16 protein-coding genes and 1 pseudogene are annotated in these 17,675 nt (G+C 34.5%); all 17 read left to right on the forward strand.

What is annotated here, in order from left to right:
- Window positions 1-1,408, forward strand: a pseudogene (locus tag BBROOKSOX_RS04480) (hypothetical protein); the annotation flags it as partial.
- A 4-nt stretch (window positions 1,409-1,412) separates the two neighbouring features.
- Window positions 1,413-1,976, forward strand: a complete 564-nt coding sequence (locus tag BBROOKSOX_RS04485; RefSeq protein WP_139660054.1) for a hypothetical protein — start codon at window positions 1,413-1,415, stop codon at window positions 1,974-1,976.
- A 205-nt stretch (window positions 1,977-2,181) separates the two neighbouring features.
- Window positions 2,182-2,586, forward strand: a complete 405-nt coding sequence (locus BBROOKSOX_RS04490) for a hypothetical protein (RefSeq protein ID WP_139660055.1) — start codon at window positions 2,182-2,184, stop codon at window positions 2,584-2,586.
- 5 nt (window positions 2,587-2,591) lie between these two features.
- The gene (locus tag BBROOKSOX_RS04495; RefSeq protein ID WP_180323851.1) at window positions 2,592-4,691 is read left to right on the forward strand and encodes a DNA topoisomerase 3; all 2,100 of its coding nucleotides are present in this window, start codon (window positions 2,592-2,594) and stop codon (window positions 4,689-4,691) included.
- Between the two features lie 114 nt (window positions 4,692-4,805).
- On the forward strand, window positions 4,806-5,534 hold the full coding sequence (locus tag BBROOKSOX_RS04500; RefSeq protein WP_139660067.1) for a DNA-methyltransferase: 729 nt from the start codon (window positions 4,806-4,808) through the stop codon (window positions 5,532-5,534).
- Window positions 5,535-5,595: 61 nt separating this feature from the next.
- Window positions 5,596-8,136: a DNA (cytosine-5-)-methyltransferase gene (gene dcm / locus BBROOKSOX_RS04505; RefSeq protein WP_139660057.1), complete on the forward strand. Its 2,541-nt coding sequence runs from the start codon at window positions 5,596-5,598 to the stop codon at window positions 8,134-8,136.
- A 486-nt stretch (window positions 8,137-8,622) separates the two neighbouring features.
- Window positions 8,623-9,267 (forward strand): DUF3577 domain-containing protein, encoded by a 645-nt coding sequence (locus BBROOKSOX_RS04510; RefSeq protein ID WP_180323852.1) that lies wholly within the window; start codon window positions 8,623-8,625, stop codon window positions 9,265-9,267.
- A 315-nt stretch (window positions 9,268-9,582) separates the two neighbouring features.
- Window positions 9,583-10,170: a glycine zipper 2TM domain-containing protein gene (locus BBROOKSOX_RS04515; RefSeq protein WP_257607766.1), complete on the forward strand. Its 588-nt coding sequence runs from the start codon at window positions 9,583-9,585 to the stop codon at window positions 10,168-10,170.
- 595 nt (window positions 10,171-10,765) lie between these two features.
- A complete protein-coding gene (pilL2, locus tag BBROOKSOX_RS04520; protein WP_139660059.1) occupies window positions 10,766-11,587 on the forward strand; it encodes a PFGI-1 class ICE element type IV pilus protein PilL2 in 822 nt (273 codons plus the stop codon).
- Window positions 11,587-13,086 carry a type II secretion system protein GspD gene (locus tag BBROOKSOX_RS04525; protein WP_139660060.1) on the forward strand — a complete coding sequence of 500 codons (1,500 nt, stop codon included), beginning with the start codon at window positions 11,587-11,589 and terminating at the stop codon, window positions 13,084-13,086. The genes pilL2 and BBROOKSOX_RS04525 overlap by 1 nt, the downstream gene beginning before the upstream one ends.
- Window positions 13,087-13,237: 151 nt before the next feature.
- Window positions 13,238-13,669, forward strand: a complete 432-nt coding sequence (locus BBROOKSOX_RS04530) for a single-stranded DNA-binding protein (protein ID WP_139660061.1) — start codon at window positions 13,238-13,240, stop codon at window positions 13,667-13,669.
- Window positions 13,647-13,775 (forward strand): hypothetical protein, encoded by a 129-nt coding sequence (locus BBROOKSOX_RS12055; protein WP_257607767.1) that lies wholly within the window; start codon window positions 13,647-13,649, stop codon window positions 13,773-13,775. Before BBROOKSOX_RS04530 ends, BBROOKSOX_RS12055 begins: the two co-directional genes overlap by 23 nt.
- A 2-nt stretch (window positions 13,776-13,777) precedes the next feature.
- Window positions 13,778-14,053, forward strand: a complete 276-nt coding sequence (locus tag BBROOKSOX_RS04535) for an HU family DNA-binding protein (protein ID WP_139660062.1) — start codon at window positions 13,778-13,780, stop codon at window positions 14,051-14,053.
- Between the two features lie 2 nt (window positions 14,054-14,055).
- A complete protein-coding gene (locus BBROOKSOX_RS04540) occupies window positions 14,056-14,913 on the forward strand; it encodes a hypothetical protein (RefSeq protein ID WP_139660063.1) in 858 nt (285 codons plus the stop codon).
- Window positions 14,910-15,383 (forward strand): hypothetical protein, encoded by a 474-nt coding sequence (locus BBROOKSOX_RS04545; protein WP_139660064.1) that lies wholly within the window; start codon window positions 14,910-14,912, stop codon window positions 15,381-15,383. The genes BBROOKSOX_RS04540 and BBROOKSOX_RS04545 overlap by 4 nt, the downstream gene beginning before the upstream one ends.
- Entirely contained in the window at window positions 15,376-15,861 is a 486-nt protein-coding gene (locus BBROOKSOX_RS04550) for a hypothetical protein (RefSeq protein ID WP_139660065.1), read from the forward strand. The genes BBROOKSOX_RS04545 and BBROOKSOX_RS04550 overlap by 8 nt, the downstream gene beginning before the upstream one ends.
- On the forward strand, window positions 15,861-17,540 hold the full coding sequence (locus BBROOKSOX_RS04555; RefSeq protein WP_139660066.1) for a GspE/PulE family protein: 1,680 nt from the start codon (window positions 15,861-15,863) through the stop codon (window positions 17,538-17,540). Before BBROOKSOX_RS04550 ends, BBROOKSOX_RS04555 begins: the two co-directional genes overlap by 1 nt.
- Window positions 17,541-17,675 lie beyond the last annotated feature (135 nt).

Below are 17,675 nucleotides of genomic sequence, written 5' to 3' on the forward strand. Positions count from 1 at the left end.
TGGTAACACCAGGCTTTTAGCATTTAAGGCGCTATACAGAGAAACTAGTGATACAAAGTTTGCAGCAATTGATTGTATTGTAGAAGCGTGGGAAGGAGAGCTTAACAGAACGCAGGCTGTAATCTCTCATTTGATTGAAAACGAAGCCCGTGGTGAATTGATATTAGTGGATAAGGCTAAGGCTTTAATAGAATTGGAGCTAGATTTTAAGGAAAATTTAAATAATGAAAAAGAGTCTGACCACTCGTCAGACTCCAAAGAAGATAGTAATTATAAAGTAAAGCAAACAAAACCCTTTGTGGATTATTTAAAAGAAAATGGTTATTCAGTCAGTGAAAAGCAACTAGGCTTATTTCGCTTTACTGCCAATAAGCTTATTGGTAATTTAGATCATTTTTTAAATCAGGGAATGGGCTCTCCTCAGATTATTAAAATCCGCTCAGTATATAACAACCTCAAGAGCATTGTTAAAGATTCAGAAGTTGATGACTATCATTCACTGGACGAAGATTTTTTTGATGCATTAAAAAAATATAACAAAACACGAAGGTCATTTGAGTTTGAAAAACTGTTAGATGTTATTGTTGGACAGTTGGCAGGGCTGTATCCGTTTTTTGATATATTTGCATCTGATATTGGTGGCTTTAAAAAAGAGTTGCTAGACAGAACAAAAAAGCCAAAAGAAAAAGCACAAGTACCAGTACCAGAGCGCAATGCCTTGAATAACGATGTAAAAGATATTAAACATGATGACAAAGACGATTCTAATCTTGCTCTTACCATAGAGAATGAGAATGATATGGGTGTTGATGCTGATACAAATTCCCTGCCTGTACAGACTTCTGCAGTAGACAAAGTTGTTGAGGCAACACATAGTGCCAATTACCCTGTTGTTAATGATGAAAAGCACGAAGGCGTTACAGACTTGGACTTTTACAGAAATCAAGCTTACGATTTAGTAAAAACAATTGCTTTTAAGTGCAATTTGGATAATGCAGTTATAAAAATTAACCATGGATGTGGTTTTTTATTGGTTGATACTGTTGATGAGTCAAAAAATGACTTTGAAGATTGGGGGCTCTGGTGGTTGTTGTTGGGTTATTCACACGCTGCGGATTTACTTAATCCAATTTCAGATTTAAGACTGTTAGGTCTTGCTGATATTGAACTTAATCAAGATTTGTCAGCACTTTATGTAAACACTAATCTTTCGGATGTTGAAGCAGTTGATTCAAGTTTAGAGAAAATCAATCAGCTATCTGGAATGTATGAGTTTCGATCAACTAATTTACAAAGCGTCAAAGACAGATTGATGCCTTTTTTGTGGCAAGACATCACCGAGCTTGAAGCAGTTTGTTATAAGATTGTACATGCTACCATAAGAGATGCCACCAAGCTTTGGGAGTGATAATATGGATTTAATTGATACAGTTAAAGGTTTACTCAGCCAAGATTTCACAATAAAAGCTTACGATTGTATTGCTAATAACGATAAAGCTTTATTGTATCAAATGGGATTGGATGATGAGGCTATCGCTTGTCTAGTAAAAAATGGGGAAAGCAATATTAAATTAGCAGTACTTGCATTTGAGAAAGCTATTGCTGTGAAATCTTATGTTGACCCAGAAATTATTAGATCAGTATTGGTTAGCAACTCTAAGCAGTACGAAGAAGAAACTTTGATTAACAATCTAGTTACATCTGGCGCAGGGTTTGAGATGATTAGACACTTTATTAAAACCTATACCAATCGTAAGCATACAAGGTTGCGCCAAGAGTTTAGAGTTAACGATTCAGAAATTAATAAAAAGAACATGGCGGTTCCAGAACAATTGGCTGATAATTTTTTTGCTTCATTTGAATGTGAAAATATAACCATTAATATTAAGGATATATTGATTTTTTCAACTAAAAATAATTATTCAATGAATTCCATTTGGCGTGAACTTAAAAATTTTTACAAAAATACAGCCTAATGTTTGAGTAATGAACATGACGAGATTTTAGAAATGAGCGTGGTAGAAACTTAGTAATGAATATGGCATGGTTTTAGAAATGATGTTGTTCTCCCTTTAAAGGGCTTTTAAGGGTAAGGGGAGCAAAGCTCCCCAGAGGGAATAATTGGCGCAGTTGTTTGGTTGTTTTTATTAATAGGTCAGAAAATAAATACAGGATAAAGATATGGAATTGGATTTAAAGAAATTAAAAGTTGAGGCAGGAAATACACAAGAACAATATGAACTATTGAGGCGGGAAAGTTTGGATTTGAGAGATGAGTTTAAAGCTGAATATCCAGCGAGCGTATGCCCAGTGTTTCTTGGTCGAAATCCTGATAAGTCGCTAACGCCACTATTTTGGCGTTATTCTTCAACTATTAAGGGGAAGAAAGGCTTACGCCCTCAAGTCTCTGACTTTTGGGCGTTGATTAGCCAAATGAATGAGCCTGACAGAGTCAGGCTTGCAGAGTTTGAGATAAATAGAATGCGTATAAATTATCAGCTGAGTATTGTTGCCTACAGTATTTTAAGGTTGAAGCAACTCATAGATGATTTGAGTGAATGGGAAAACAATGTGAGGAGTATGTGATGGATATGAAATTATATATATGTGAAAAACCTGGTCAAGCTAGAGACTTAGCTAGAAATTTAGGAGTTAGCGGCAAGGGTGATGGGTTTATTGGTGATAATTCTGTTGCTGTTACTTGGGCGATAGGGCACTTGGTTCAGCAATTAAACCCCGATGAGATTGATACAAAATATTCAAAATGGAATACAGAGGATTTGCCTATTGTGCCAGAAATTTGGAAGATGAAGCCAAATGCTAAAACTAAAAAGCAATTAAATATTATTAAAGGATTACTTCAAAAGTCTAACCATGTTGTGATTGCAACAGATGGCGACCGAGAAGGCGAGGTGATTGGTCGTGAGTTACTTGATTATTTTGAATGGACTGGAAATATTAACAGGCTGTGGTTAACTGCACTTGATGATAATAGTATTAAAAAAGCATTAAATAGCTTAAAGCAAGGTTCAGAAACTGAACCTTTATACGCCGCTGGTCTTGCCCGTGCAAGGGCAGATTGGCTGGTGGGCATGAGTGCTACACGAGCACTAAGTTTAATGGCACAAAAAAAAGGATATCGTGGAGTGTTGTCAGTTGGTAGAGTGCAAACACCAACACTTGCAATTGTTGTTAATCGTGATATTGAGATTGAGAACTTTAAGACTAAGGATTATTATGATATTTTAGGTGTATTTAGCGGTGTAGAAGCTAAATGGTGGTTTAACAATGATGAGTTTTCTGATGAAAATGGGCGTTGCCTTAATAAGGATTTTGCACAAAGTGTTGTGGATAATGTTAAAAGTGGTGGTAATGCAGTCGTTGAAAAATTTGCAACACAGCGTAAAAAAGTGTCGCCACCCTTATTGCACTCTATTGATACTTTACAAGAGCAGGCAAATAAGAAATTTGGCTTTAGTTCAAAGCAGACATTAGATTTAGCGCAGTCACTTTACGAAAAACACAAAGCAACTACATATCCTCGTTCAGATTGCCAATATTTACCTATATCGCAATTATCTGAAGTTAAGGATGTTATGACTGCAATAAGCAATATTGATAGCAACATGGGTAAATTAATCGTCAATGCTGATTTAACAGTTCAGTCTAAAGTATGGAATGATAAAAAACTAAGCGCTCACCATGCCATTATTCCTACAAATAATACGCAAGTGAATGTGTCAGGTATGACTACAGATGAAAGTAAGCTTTATGATTTGATTTGTAGAAGTTATATTGCTCAATTTTACCCAAGCTATGAATACGATAAAACCAGCATTGAAATCAATGCTAGTGGAGAAATGTTTAATGCAAACATTAATGTTGATGTTAATTTAGGCTGGAAAATTGTTACAAACTCTCAGGCAGAATTAAGGCAAGACACTGTGCCAAAGTTAACGAAAGGACAAGAATTAACTGTTGACACAGTAGATATTGAGATTAAGCAAACAAAGCCACCTGCAAGATACAATGAAGGTGCATTGATTAAAGCTATGAAAAATGCACACCAGTTCGTAACCGATGTCAATCTTAAAAAAATATTGAGAGGTGATGAGGGTATAGGCACTTCTGCAACCAGAGCAAATATCATTGAACTATTAAAAAAACGCAATTTTTTAACGGTTATTCAAAAACAAATAATATCAACTGATACGGGCAGGGCGTTAATATCTGCTGTACCAACAGAAGTTAAGGATCCCGGAATGACAGCAATAATGGAAGGCTCTTTATCAAAGATTGCTTCAGGTGAATTAACGCTTGATGCCTTTATGGATTGGCAAGTGGAATGGTTAGGTAAATTGATTGAAACAATTAAGTCTCGAGAGATAAGTATTGAATCAAACATTCAAACAGTTGAGTGCCCAGAGTGTGGCAAGGATATGTTTTTACGACAAGGAAAAAAAGGGAAATTCTGGGGGTGTAGTGGGTATCCAGATTGCAAGACAGTGGCTCAAAATAATAATGGAAAAGCTGTATTTGAGAAGGATATGCCAGACTGCCCTAAGTGTGGAAAAAAACTAAGAAGGATTAAGGGGGAAAAAGGATTTTTTTGGTCGTGCAAAGGTTACTTTGATGAACCAAAATGTGAATTCATGACTCAAGATAAGGCTGGAAAGCCTTTTTTAAAATAAAAAACTCAGTAATTGTTATAACGCCTTCAGGGCATAACGGGTGGGTTTGGTCTGGTGATTATGAGGTGATATGTGATTAATATTGATTTACAACTAGGTGATTGCTTGCACTTAATGAACGAGATACCAAACAAGAGTGTGGATATGGTTTGTTGTGATTTGCCTTATGGAGCAACTAATTGTAAATGGGATACCTGCATTGATTTACAAGAACTTTGGCGACATTACAGGCGTATTACTAAACCAAACTCAGCAATTGTTTTGTTTGCACAAACGCCTTTTGATAAGGTTTTAGGCGTTTCTAATTTGGATTGGCTGAGGTATGAAATTATTTGGGAAAAAACAAGTGCCACAGGGCATTTAAACGCTAAAAAAATGCCACTAAAAGCGCATGAAAATATACTAATATTTTATCGAAAATTACCTGTTTACAATCCACAAAAAACAACTGGGCATAAGCCTGTAAATAATTTTGTGAAGTATGAAGACAATGGAGAATGTTATGGAAAGACAAAAAAAGGAATCAAGGGTGGCGGTTCAACTGAGAGATACCCTAGAAGTGTCCAAGTTTTTCCAAGTGACAAGCAAAAAGTAAAACTTCATCCAACACAAAAGCCGTTGGATTTAATTGAATGGCTAATTAAGACATACAGCAAAGAAAATGATATGGTTCTTGATAACTGTATGGGAAGTGGAACATCTGGGGTTGCTTGTCAAAATTTAGGCAGAAATTTTATTGGCATAGAAAAAGATAAAGAGATATTTATCGGTGCGCAAGAAAGATTGTTTGAGGCAGCTACACGAATTAGTAATAGAAAATTTTTAATAAATGGAGAAAAATAATGGAATATGAAATATATTGCAAGCAACATAATCTAGAGATTGTTGAACTGATTGAAGATTGATGATTACTAGAGCGCTAAAAAATAAAAAACAAAAAGATATTTTTACTTATCTCTCTTTATTTTCAGGCGTTGGTGGATTTGAAATAGGCATTCAAAGAGCAATGCCTTATGCCAAATGTGTAGGGTTTAGTGAAATAGACCCTTATGCAAAATCAATTTATCAAAGAAATTTTAAAAACCACAAGGATTATAGAGATGTTACAGAAATTAACGAAAACGAGTTACCAGAATTTGACTGCCTGGTTGCAGGATTCCCTTGCCAACCATTCTCATTGTCAGGAAAAAGACAAGGATTTAATGACACAAGAGGAACATTATTTTTTGACATTGTCAGAATTCTTAAAGCAAAACACCCGAAAGTGTTTGTACTTGAAAATGTCCGAGGATTGTTATCACATGATGAAGGGCGAACTTTTGGAGTCATTATCAAAACATTGGATGAACTTTGGTACGATGTCCAATGGCAGGTGCTTAACTGCAAACATCACGGAACACCGCAAGACCGAAATAGAGTGTTCATTGTGGGATATTCTAGAGCCTACAACCAAAGTGGAAAAAAAATATTACCTATCCGATACTCAGGCTCAAAAGTTGCTGAATTATCAGGGCAGCAAACTGTTACCAATACCATTAAAAAGAGTTGGGCAGACGGATTTAGAGAAGGCTCATACATTGTTGAAGGTAGGAAGCTGAAAATCATAGGCAATATCCACCCATCTGGCGTTGGTATGAATGGTAATGTTTATAGTTCTACTGCTCTTGCTCCTACGCTGACTACGAACAAAGGGGAGGGGCTGAAAATTTTTCATTCAGAGAGAGTGTTTACAGCTAAAGGCAGTAATGAGATTGGTGGCAGTCTAGGTCTGCTTGCAAGAAATGATGGTATTTGTTATGCGTTAACAAAAAAACACGCAAATCATATCGTCCAATTAACAGAATCTGGCTTAACTCAGGGCGCTAGAGTTTATGACCCTTGTGGAATTGGAATAACACTTAACTCTAAAGGCGGAGGGATGGGTGCAAATACAGGGTTGTACCTGATAAAGAATAGAGTTAGAAGATTAATGCCAATTGAGGGTGAAAGATTGCAAGATATTCCCGATGAACATACTAAATTTGGCAAGAACAATGAAGTTATATCAGATGCACAAAGGTATGCCTGCATTGGAAACGCAGTAAACAGCAAAGTTGTTAAGGTTATTTTTGATAAATTAAGAGATGTTTTAATTGATAAAAAAGCAGAAGAAAAAATATTGATACCCAGAGTGGTTAGCTTTAGTGGCGGTAGAACAAGTGCAATGATGTTGTTGCAATTATTAGAAAAAGATGAATTGAAGCAGTGGCGAGGAGATTGCGTTGTATTTAATAATACTTCTGCTGAACATAGTGCTACTTATGCGTTTGTGTCAAGAATTAAAAAAATAACTGAAGAAAAATATAATATCCCATTTTTTATGACTGAATTTTGCACTTATGAAGCAAAAACCAATAGAGGGTATGTAAGAAGAATAACTTATAAGTTGATAAATGATTTGCCGTATTGCGAACACAATAACATTCATGGTTATAAGTTTAAAGGTGAAGTTTTTGAAGAGTCAATTAGCCAAACTGGCGTACTTCCTAGCACCTACCAAAGAAACTGTACTATAAATATGAAGATACTAACAACCAACAACTTTTTGACAGATTGGATGGCCAGCAAAACTTATATCAACCAACAAGGGGAGTTTTCAGAGATTTCAAATATTAGTGATGCCGATATTGTTAAAAAACACAGGATGTACAACGGGGAATTGAGTGATGCTATGATTGTAGACAAGAAAACCTTTGTTAGATCTTGTCAAGCCTTTAGACCTAAGCAGTTTTTTAAGGATTTTACGAATGCCGATATTAACTATAACAATACTTATTTGAAAGAAAAAATCACTAATGGCTGTATTTCTATTCTTGGCAAAGACGCTATTAAATATCATAATTATATTGGTATTCGATTTGACGAAAAACACCGAGCTATAAAAATTAGAAAAAGAATTAAAGATGCAAAAAAAAACCTTTCTAGGAAAGGTAAAAATAAAATCAGCAGTGCTAAAACTCAACCTCCCTTTGAGAATGCAAATATGCCCATGATTAAGGCAAGAATTGACAAACAGAAAGTAATTGAATTTTGGGCAGACCCTGCAAGATCTAAATATGATTTAGATTTACCTTATGACGGCATGTTGTCTAATTGCATACATTGCATGTTAAAAGGAAAGTCTAAAAATCAATTACTTTCTAAGCAAGCACAAGTCATTGCACTTGATAACACGAATACTTTAACTCCAAATTCTATAGAATGGTGGGCATGGATTGAGAAAAAATATTCAAGGAAAGTAATCAAGAGTGACAAAAATGAATATACAAATATAGGATTTTTTGGTGCTAGTAAAGAGTATGTTTATCAAACTTGGGTCGATGAATTAGAAGAGATAAATGAAGAGGTTTTGATAAAATTATCTGAAGAGGATAGTTGGAATATGGATTGTAATTGTACTGATTAAAATGACAAAAGAGCGAATATAAAGAAAAATTACATTTTCAGTATAAAAAATAAAATTGCCAGAGTATAATTAAATTATAAATTAGAGAGCGCATCACTTACGATGCAACCTTAAAGCCCTCACTTAGAAACGGTGGGGCAAAGTTAGATCGATAGACAGCCTGTTTTATGAACAGTCTCTAACAAACTATCAACATGATGAGTGTTGATTAGTTTTTCAGTTGTCTTAAAGTTGGTGTTTTTTTAAAAACAATCCTTCCCAACTTTTCCAGCTAGAGTTATTAATGACCACTTCGTGTGCTATTTTTTCAACTCTCTTATTTCAAAAGAATTTAGATAATGAAAATTATCTGATACTTGACATATTGTCAGTTACATTTGTAATTGATCGTGTGTCATTTCCCATGCGGAGACAGATTTATTCTCCGTATGGAGAATGCTGTCTCCGTTTTTCGGCAATTATGCCATTTATAAAAAGGAGACTATTATGTCAAATCAAGAAAACAAAACAGTATATTTCGACCTTCACGCTACTGGTGTTGGTTATATAAATCGCGCAAGAGAAGTTTCACCTGAAAACGGTGACACTTTTTTTGCTTGTGATATTAGTGCAATGCGTGGAAACACAGATAAAGGCGTTAAATATACTAAGTTTAGTGTGCGTGTTGTCGGAAACAAAGCAAAAGAAGTTTTTACACAACACCTGCAAGCAATGCAGCAAAAAGATGCAAAAGTTATTGTATCTTTTGTTATTGGTGATATTCAACCTGCTTCTTACAGCTATGTTGATAAAATCAGTAAAGAGACAAAGGCTGGATGTTCAATTGATGGCAGATTAATTGCTATAAAAAGCTTGAAAATTAACGGTGAAATTGTTTTTAAGCAAGATCGTAAAAATGTTGTAGAAGGTGAGGTTGCAGAGGAAGATCAAGAGGTTAAGACTGATACAACTACTGAAACTGAGCAAGTATCAAGCGTAACTGATGCCTCTAAGGTTGATGTTGCAACTGGTGAGTTGGCACAAGAGGTAACTCTCGACCCAATGGCAAAAGACTTTAATGAGCGTAAGGCTGAATTAAAGGAACTAGGCTATGCTTGGAACAGTGAAAAGAAAGTTTGGGCGTTGAAATAACTATCCAAATTAAATACTTTGTAAATCTTCAGCGAAATCTCTGAAGTGGATAATACAAAATAAGGATTGTAATTTTTACAATCGAGTATTTGTAAACCATTCTCTAGCAATAGAGGGTGTTTTTAAACACATTCATTGAGTGTGTTTAAAAACACGAATTAAGACCACAGCACTTACGCTGTAACCTTAACCACTTGTACAAGCCTTGCAATTATGCAAGAAAGTGGCAGCGATGAGCTGAGTTTGTTTTAACCCAAAGGGGATATATCCCTTCCCTTTGAGGATTGATATATTTTCTTTGTAAAGGAGAAATGTATGAAAGGTTTAACAATTAGACATGAAAATCTATATAACAAAGGAGAAATTCCTTTACAATATGCACTTAATGTAAAGAGATATGCTATGAAAAAACTTAAAAATTTTGTTTTAATAACGCTTACCTGCTCAATGCAACTAGCATTTTCAGCAGGTTACACGGATAATGCTCAAGTAGTCTCTATAGAAGATGTTTATAGGGAGCATACTATCAAGCAGCCATATCAAGATTGCTACACCAAAGAGTTTCGTCAAAGAGTTAGTGGCGATGGTTCTGCTACTAATGAGATTTTTGGCAGTATCCTTGGTGGTGCTATCGGCAATCAGTTTGGTGGTGGTAGTGGTAAAAAAGTCATGACTGTTGCTGGTGCTTTATTAGGTGCTTCAATTGCAAATGATAATGAAAGAGTAGGATACAAGGTTGTTAACAAGCAAATTTGTGACACTAAATATCACTACAGATCTGAGAAACGCTTTAGCCATTATTTAGTGACATACAAATATAATAACAATGTGTATTCATATACAACAGGCAACAAGCCTGATGCGAACATTCGTGTTCGAGTGCGTGTTGCACCTATAATGTAATTTATAAGACAGGGATCATGAAAGTGGTCTCTCTAAAGCTTTGATGTTGGTTACTCAAAGTTTTAGAGAGGTTATTTGTATAAGTAGTCTCTATCATGAAAAGCTACCCCATAGCATTTTCACAAATTAGCAACTGACCGCAGTTGGAGAAGCTAAACGGTCCCCTTTGTGCAATTTTGAGTAATCAAATTTGTGCCTAAAATAAGTTTTGTTCCCCACAACGAAAAACAAGCCAACAAAGGCAATTTTTGGGAAGAAGTTGTTGTTGACTATGGGGAAGCTTTTAACTGACTACAGTTAAAAAGTGAAGATGCTTGAAAGCTGAATAACAGTATGATAGTTAAGATGTTAAATTGCATCCTGCTTGACAGGGTGTTTCAAAATACATTCATTGAGTGTGTTCTGAAACACTAATTTAAAAAAATTAAGATTGCAGTACTAACGCTGCAACTTTTAGCTACTTGTATAAAAGATGAAAGATAAAAAACCCACTTTAGTGGGTTTTTTATTGCCTGAAATTTTCATCAGATTCATCACACCACTTGCTGGTGTGATGAATTAACGATTTTTTTTAAAATCAAGCATAATTGCAAAAATGAAAATAACAATAACTATTATCGCCATTACCTTTATGCCTCTTATTTTTGTTGCGCAGGCCCAAGAGGTAAAAAGTCAAGACAATCCTGTTATGCAGGATAGAAGTTGGAATCTTACTAAGCGATCATTTGAACCGCCCATTCAACCCGTGCAACAAAAAAAAGAAACACAAGAAATAGGCAAACAAATAGATCGCTATACAATTATTAACAAAATTGAAACACCTGCACAAGCAAATCTATTAAGTGTTGTAATTAGCGTTAAATTTGCCCAACATGTAATCACAGTAAAACAAGCGATTGAGGAATTGCTTGTTAAATCGGGCTATGATCTTGATAGTAATTATGAGTCTGAAAAAATTAATAATTTTAAGTTACCAGAAGTTCATAGAGAAATTGGACCAATACCACTTAAAAGAGCAATTAAAGTCTTATTAGGTCCAGCGTGGGATTTGCAAGTAGATGAAATTTCAAGATCTATTCAAATAGTACAAATTGGCGATACTGCACTTCAGATATTGAATCCTAATGCAAGAACTTTATTGAAAGGTGTTATAAAGCCTGATGTTTTAGATGAGGTAATTACTGTATCAATTGATAATGAGTTTTTAGCTGATGCACTTGGAAAAATTTTGCCAAATGGTTGGAATGTCAGACTAGAAGGCGAGGGACTAAACCAAAAGACTGTAAGTGCAATATCAGAAGACTTAACGCGTGAAAAGGTTATTAAGCAAATACTTTTAAGTGTCAGTGCACAGGGGTATTTCTACAAAAAGTTAAAAATGTTAGTTGTTCGTGACAATACTAAGGTGATTAAATAATGAATAAACTAACCTTATTATCTACACTAACACTCTTGATGTTAATGGTGTCAAGTTGCGGCACAAATGAAAGCAAAGAAAACATAGATAGCATAGTTGAGAAAATGTTATCAGAAAAGCATTCACCCATTGTATTCAACCCTGAACCAACGCCAGCATTTATTGTAGTTAAAGAGCCAAAAGATTTAAAACTTGCACAAAAAGTTAATATTTCAATCAAAAAACCGATCAACATTATTGCCGCAATAGATTTTGCCGATAGTACTTTATCAATCTCACCAGATTTAGGGGTGGATTTAAATAAGAAATTTAACATCAAGTTTAACAATCAGACATTAGGTGTTTATTTTGATTTTTTAGAAAATATAACTGGATATCATATAGAGTTACTTGATGGCGTTGTGTATATTAAATCTATTCAGACTCAAACATGGCACTTGCAATCACTATCATCAGATAATGTAGAAATATCTAGTGCAAAAAGTGATATTGGTGCATCAATACAAAAACAAACGAATGTTGATGGCTGGAATGAGATCATTGAGCAAGTTGAAGTAATTATGAATTTGGATGACAGTCCAAAATTTTTATTCGCAATAAAAAAAGACGCTGAGGAGGAGGCTAAAATGCGAATAAAGGCATTTTCTGTTGTTCACAATAAACAATTAGGTACTGTCACAGTAACTGGTGTTCCAAAAAAACTTGAGCAAGTTGACATTTGGCTTAGTGGTTTAATAAAGTCTAGCAATCGCCAAGTGCATTTACAAGTTCAAGTACTTGATGTGACTATTGATGAGTCGGTCGGGCAAGGCATTAATTGGAACCTTATATCTAAACAATCATCAGGTCAATTTCAAATTAGCAACAATTCAAAACAAGTCATAGATGGTGCTGGACTTGTATCTATTGGTTCGCCACTCGGGACTGCTTTGAATTTAGGTAATAAAATATCACTTAGCGTCATGTTAAATTTTTTACGCAAACAAGGCAATGTTAGGGTTGACAATCAGCCAAATATTACTGTTACCAATGGGCGTGAGGCTTACATCACTACCGGTGATGAATTTAGTTATATTGCTTCAATAAAATCAGCAACAGATGCCCAGGGTCAGATAACAACAACATCTGATATTCAGAGAATGAGTGTTGGCATTGATATGAGGGTAACACCTAAAATACTGCCCAACAATAGAATTGTTGTTAATATAGTGCCAATCATATCAAGCATTAAATCGTTTACAACATTGACTAGTGGCTCTAACAATTCAATGCAAGAATTTAAAACACCAAATATTGCATTGCAAAAATTAAGAACACAAGTGATTGTTGAAAGTGGAAAAACCATCCATTTGGGCGGATTGATTGCCTCAAAAGTTGCCAATGCTGCTAAAGGTTTGCCAGGTGGTGGCATTATGGATATGTTTTTCAGAGGTGTGCAAAAATCTTTGGAGCGTAGAGAGATTGTTATTTTAATTACACCTACAATTGTAGGCGGATAAAGTTAATTATGGATTTGTGTAGCAACAAATATTGTCCAAAGAAGGAAGATTGTGGCAGAACTAGAAAAGAGTATTTTGGAGCAATGTTAGAGGTTTTAAAAAGATTTAATCCTGATGTTGACAAGTGTTTTATAAGAAGAAGGAGCGGTAAATGTTAAATATTAATAAAGTGGTGGTTGCGGGACATGTTGGTTCAGTGGAAATTAGATATACGAGTAGCGGTGATGCAGTTCTTAATTTATCAATTGCAACCAATAGGCGCTGGACAGATAAGGATGGCAATAAGAGCGAAGCTGTGGAATGGCACAGAGTGGTTGTGTTTGGAAAACTTGCAGAGTTAGTAAAGGATTGGGTTAAAAAAGGCACTCAAGTGTATGTGGAAGGCGTGTTACGCACTCGTAAGTGGCAAGATAAGAGCGGCAATGATAGATGGACAACAGAGATAGTATTGTCAGGATACAACGCTGTTTTACAAGTTATTGACAAGAAAGAGCAAGAAGTAAAAGAGCCGCCAAAAGTCGAAGACGCTGATAATAGTAGTGCAGCAGAACAAGTGCCTGATGATTTGGATATTCCGCAATAAAGAAACATTAGCAGAAGTTGAGAACAAGCACTATATGAATCAAACACAAATAATCGTGAGTGCTGAATGGGTGCGAGACCCTAATTTATTAACTATTAAGGAATAAAAATGAACAAACAAGAATTAATTAATGCGATTGCATCAGGAGCAAGTCTTTCTAAAGTAGAGGCAGATCGTGCTTTAAACGCAACAACAGATGCTATTACTCATGCCTTAGCTCAAGGTAATAGGGTGCAATTAACTGGTTTTGGTTCTTTTGTTGTCAGGGTTCGTGTAGCACACACAGGCAGAAACCCACAAACAGGCGATACTATTAAGATTAAAGCCTCTAAAGTGGCGGCATTTAAGGCAGGAAAGACGCTTAAAGAAGCAGTAAACAGCTAAAAATGTTTAAGCCAAATGCAAAATTTGATTATAACAAGCGTAGTTATTATGTTGTGCTTGATCATATTATCAAAAGTGATAATATAGGTGCGATTGATGGAAGTCATTTTATCTCTGGAAGTCATAAAATTACAGATAGTCTAGAGGTAAGTTTTATAAATGATTACAAAATAACAGATAAAACTAATCCAATTGGCTTTTGGCAAACAGTATTAGACAATCATAATTTTGACTATTCAGTAAATTTTAAATGCAAGTTTAAAATTGGCGATACCGATCTGTATTTAATTGCATTTGATACCAATAAAGGCATCACTCTACATGCCGACACTAATCTTGTTGATATTGATGAATTTGATGATGTTGAGATTGATTTCAATAGTTTTAATAATTTTAAAATTATTAAAACTAGACAGCAAATAAAGCAAGATAAAAGTCGTTTTTGGCGTAAGATTATATTCATGCATATTGTTTTTTATGCATTGTTTCTAAGTAGTATATTTGCATATTATCAATACAAAGAAAGTACTCTTGGTACAATAAATGAGCATTTATTATCACTGCAATCAGAGACTATTGATTTGAACTCAAAGATTGAAAGCATGAAGGACAATGCAATCGTATCGGGAGTAACTACTAGCCAACAACATATTGCAAACTTGTTACACATCATAAGTAGCGTTAGCATACAAAGAGGTGAGATTGATTTAACACAATCTTTATCAGTAATAACAATTAGTTTGGATGATGTAGATATGATAAAGCATCTTGCAAAATCTAACAATATTATGATAAAAATTGTTAGAAACTTTAGTAAAAATACCGCAAATGTTTCTTGGGAAGTAAGGGGTAACCAATGACTTTTAATTTACCAAGTAACTTTAAAAATTTAGTGATATTAATAATTGTTAATATGTGTATTATATTTGCAGTTTATAGCATATATTCTGATAAATCTAACGATATTAGTTCTCTATATTTGAAACAAAAAATTAGCGCTGAAGAGGTAGTTGCCGACAACTTACAAGAACAGTTAATTATTCTTAAAGATCTATTTGAAGCTGTTGATAAGTTTGATTTAACAGAACAAGTTTTAAATTTTAAAATTGTTATTTCAGTTTTTGATGGTATTAGAATGTCTGCTTTTGAAGCAAATAAAAAAGGCTTTGTTTACGCCATTAAAGGTGAGACTAACGCCATCATATTATTGGCTTATAAAATCAATAAATCTATCAACAACAATGCTATCAAGGCACAAACTCAAGAATTATTAATTCAAGGTGATTCTAGTGCTTTGAAAGTGCAAATTTTTGGAGTGAACAATGACTAATAATATAATTCTTATAGCTTTATTGACGAGTATTACTTTCCCAGTAAATGCATTAACAAAAATTGAGATACAAGAGGCTCGCATAGATCATTTGAACAATCTGAGATATGAAATTAAAGATATGAAATTAAGGGTGCAACGAGCCGAACTACAAAAAAGATGTCAAGAAAACAATGGATGTTTGGATATAGACTCTCCTATTGTTGTTAATAAAAAACCAAAGGAGAGTGTAGAAGAAGTTAGTGCAGTTAAAAGAATGACAGTGCCAAATAGTCGTTATACCAATGGATTGTCAATTAACGCAATTATTGACAATAGAGTGGTATTTCAAGGTGTTGATGGTTTTTATGGAGCAGGAGATTTTTTAAGTCATGATATTAAAATTAAAAGTATTGAAGGATCGAAGGTTACTTTAATAGTCACAGGCAATAACACAGAAAAAACAAAAACCATAAACATAGACTGGATAACGGATTAATGGATATTTGGGAAAAAATAGAATCAGAACTGCAAAGACTGTCTGTTAAAACCGACAGTTTAAGTAAAAATTTGTTGTCAGACAACGAAACACTTATTCCACATTTATTATTGAATTTAGAAATTGATGTTATAAAACAGGTGTTAAAAAGCTCAGTTGGTTTAGCACTTTTTGATGATTATAAAGGGGCTAATGTTGTTGAGAAAAATGGTTCTTATTTGATTATTGAGTGTGGTGATGAATGTCTGGCATTTAGCACTAATCCTTTGTCAAGTTTAGAGGCATTCAAGATTCGTAATTCTCCAATGAACGCAAAATTAAATAATAGTATCGGTTTTATTGATCCTAGTGATACATTACTTAATGTGCAAAAAAAATCTAGTAACGCCATTGACGCTAAAACAATTATAAAAGACCTTTTCACAGAAGCTGTTAATCTTGGTGTAAGCGATATCCATATTCAGCCTAGAAATTCATCACATGTCTGTTTTAAATTTAGATTAGATGGCATGATGGTTAATTCAAAAGTAGGAGATGTTAGTAATCTTGTGTTTCAATCAATTGCTGCTGGAATTAATACATTGTTTAACATTGATATCGGCGCATATAATGCAATTCAAGAGAGTCAAGCAGATACTAAAAAAATTGAGGTTTTAAATGATAAACAAAAACCTGTTAATTTAAGACTAGAACTTAATCCACTTCATGTGAAGTTTAAAGACGGTACGCAGAAAGGTAAACATATACCAAACTATGTTATTCGTTTAATTGGCTCGGCTTCATTCAGATCTTTAGCTCAGATAGGGCTTACAGATTTACAGGTAAAAGAAATTACTGGATTTTGTAAACATAATAATGCAGGTATTTTTATTGCTGGACCAACAGGCTCCGGTAAGACAACACTGGCTTACGCTATCTTGGCTGAGATACATAATCAGCGAAGAGGTATTAGCGTTATGTCAGTTGAAGATCCTGTTGAAGTTGATTTGCCCAATACACAACAAATTCAAATTAAAGAAAAACTTGGTTTTGCACAAGCATTGAAAGCGATATTGAGGTCAGACCCAGATGTTGTATTTTGTGGAGAAATTAGAGATAAAGAGACCGCTCATCATGTGTGTGCGACAAGGGAAGTTGGCAACACAATACTAACAACAATTCACGCTGATAAATCATTTGATGTGATTGATCGCCTAAAAAGCACAAGTAACGAATCAAGTTTTGCTGTGGCACTTGATACTATCGCAAAAACAGTCTCAATTATTATCATGCCTAGACTTGTTCGTAAGGTTTGTAAATACTGTGCAACTGAAATTAAGGTTGAAGACGATGTGTTGTTTGGTAAATATACCAATTATTTTGATATTCGTGCGACTTTGATTAAAAAAGAGAGTGATACAGGTTGTGAGCAGTGTTCGCACACTGGTTATAAGGGGCGTACACAAGTTGCAGAAGTTTTTGTGATTGACAGTGCGCTACAACAGATGATTATTAACAATGAATCAAGTGACAAAATACATATTAAGGCTTTAAAAAATCAAAGCAAAGACATTTATTCAAGTGCTGTAATGCTTGTCAAAGAAGGTATCACAACATTAAGTGAAATCACCAGAATATTGCCATCTAGAGTTTATTTTGGTGCAGAGTATGAGTCCCATCATGAGGTGGGAAATATTTAATTTAATAATAGAGACCTTTGCATAAATAGGAACAATCATCAGAAACCCACTTTTCACCCACTTGGCGATTTTTTAAACCCAGCCTTAGCCCTGCTAGGACAAGGTTTAAAGAAATCACCAATTGGGCAAAAATTG

It is taken from the genome of bacterium endosymbiont of Bathymodiolus sp. 5 South (genome assembly GCF_900128535.1).
Lineage (GTDB): Bacteria > Pseudomonadota > Gammaproteobacteria > PS1 > Pseudothioglobaceae > Thiodubiliella.